Below are 1,077 nucleotides of genomic sequence, written 5' to 3'. Positions count from 1 at the left end.
GGCCGGCTCGCCGCGGTCAGGATCGTGCGCAGCCCCGCGTCGAGGTTGCCCGCCACCTCGTTTCCCGTGGCGGCGCGCATCAGGTGCGCCGGGCTTTTGGCGAAGGACATCGGCTCAGACCCTTTGAAGTTCGTCGATTGGAGGAGGACGTCGTGACGGGAAAAACGTGACGCGGTGCGGGATAGCGGGGCGACCGGTCCCGACAGGGGGCGCCGCGCTGGTCCCGGGCGATCGGGCGGCCTGCATTCCCCGCCGAATGCGGCGAAGGCATGACACCTGCCAGGACGCCCGCGACGTCGCCCGGCGCGGTACCCGCGACGGGCGCGCCCACGAACCGCGAATCCGCCGGCCGGCCTTAGGCGCGGGTTAACCCTAAACCGGCATCGATGGCCAGTCGTCATGCGGGATGCACGCCGACCTTCGGATGGAGTTCGAGAACCCCGTGAGCGCGGCGCAGCCCTCCATCGAGCCGTTGACCGCCGGATGGGGACCGGCCACCCGCGGTGCGGTGCGGTCCCAGGTCGTCCCGGAGGTCGCTTCGGAGATCGCCCCGGAGGTGATCCTGCCGCGGGCGGGCCTGTGCGCGCTGCTGGCCGGAACCGCCCGCCTCGATCCCGGCCGCCTCGCCTTCGCCGACGCCGCGCCCAAGCGCGGCTGGAGCGGCAGGCCGCCGATGGCGTGGACCTATGGGACGGCCGCCGAGATCATCGGGCGCCTCGCCCAGGCGCTGCGGACCTGGCGGCTGGCGCCGGGAAGCCGGATCGGCCTGTGGTTCCCCGGGAGCACCGAAGGCCTCGTCGCCCACCTCGCCGTCGAGGCGGCCGGCCACGTCCCCTGCCCCCTCCCCCCGTCCTGGACCGAGGCGCAGGCCGCCGCCGGCATCCAGGCGGCCGGCCTCTCCGCGGTGCTGACCCAGACCCAGGTCGGCGCGAACCGCCCGGCGGAGGCCCTGTGCCGGATCGCGGCCGGCTATTTCGGCCTGCGCTACCTCGCGGCCTTCGGGCCGGCCGTCCCCGACGGCGTGATCAACCTCGATGCGCTGGCCCTCGACCGTGCCGGCGGGACCGCGCCCTTGCC

At 74.7% G+C, this 1,077-nt stretch carries 1 protein-coding gene; it reads left to right on the top strand.

The features are described 5' to 3' along the window. Positions 1 to 442 precede the first annotated feature (442 nt). Positions 443 to 1,077 (top strand): AMP-binding protein (locus FV222_RS27075; RefSeq protein WP_246685703.1); only part of this gene is annotated, 635 nt, incomplete at its 3' end.

Source organism: Methylobacterium sp. WL103, from assembly GCF_008039885.1.
Taxonomy (GTDB): domain Bacteria; phylum Pseudomonadota; class Alphaproteobacteria; order Rhizobiales; family Beijerinckiaceae; genus Methylobacterium; species Methylobacterium cerastii.
This window is presented reverse-complemented; position numbering and strand designations above follow the sequence as displayed.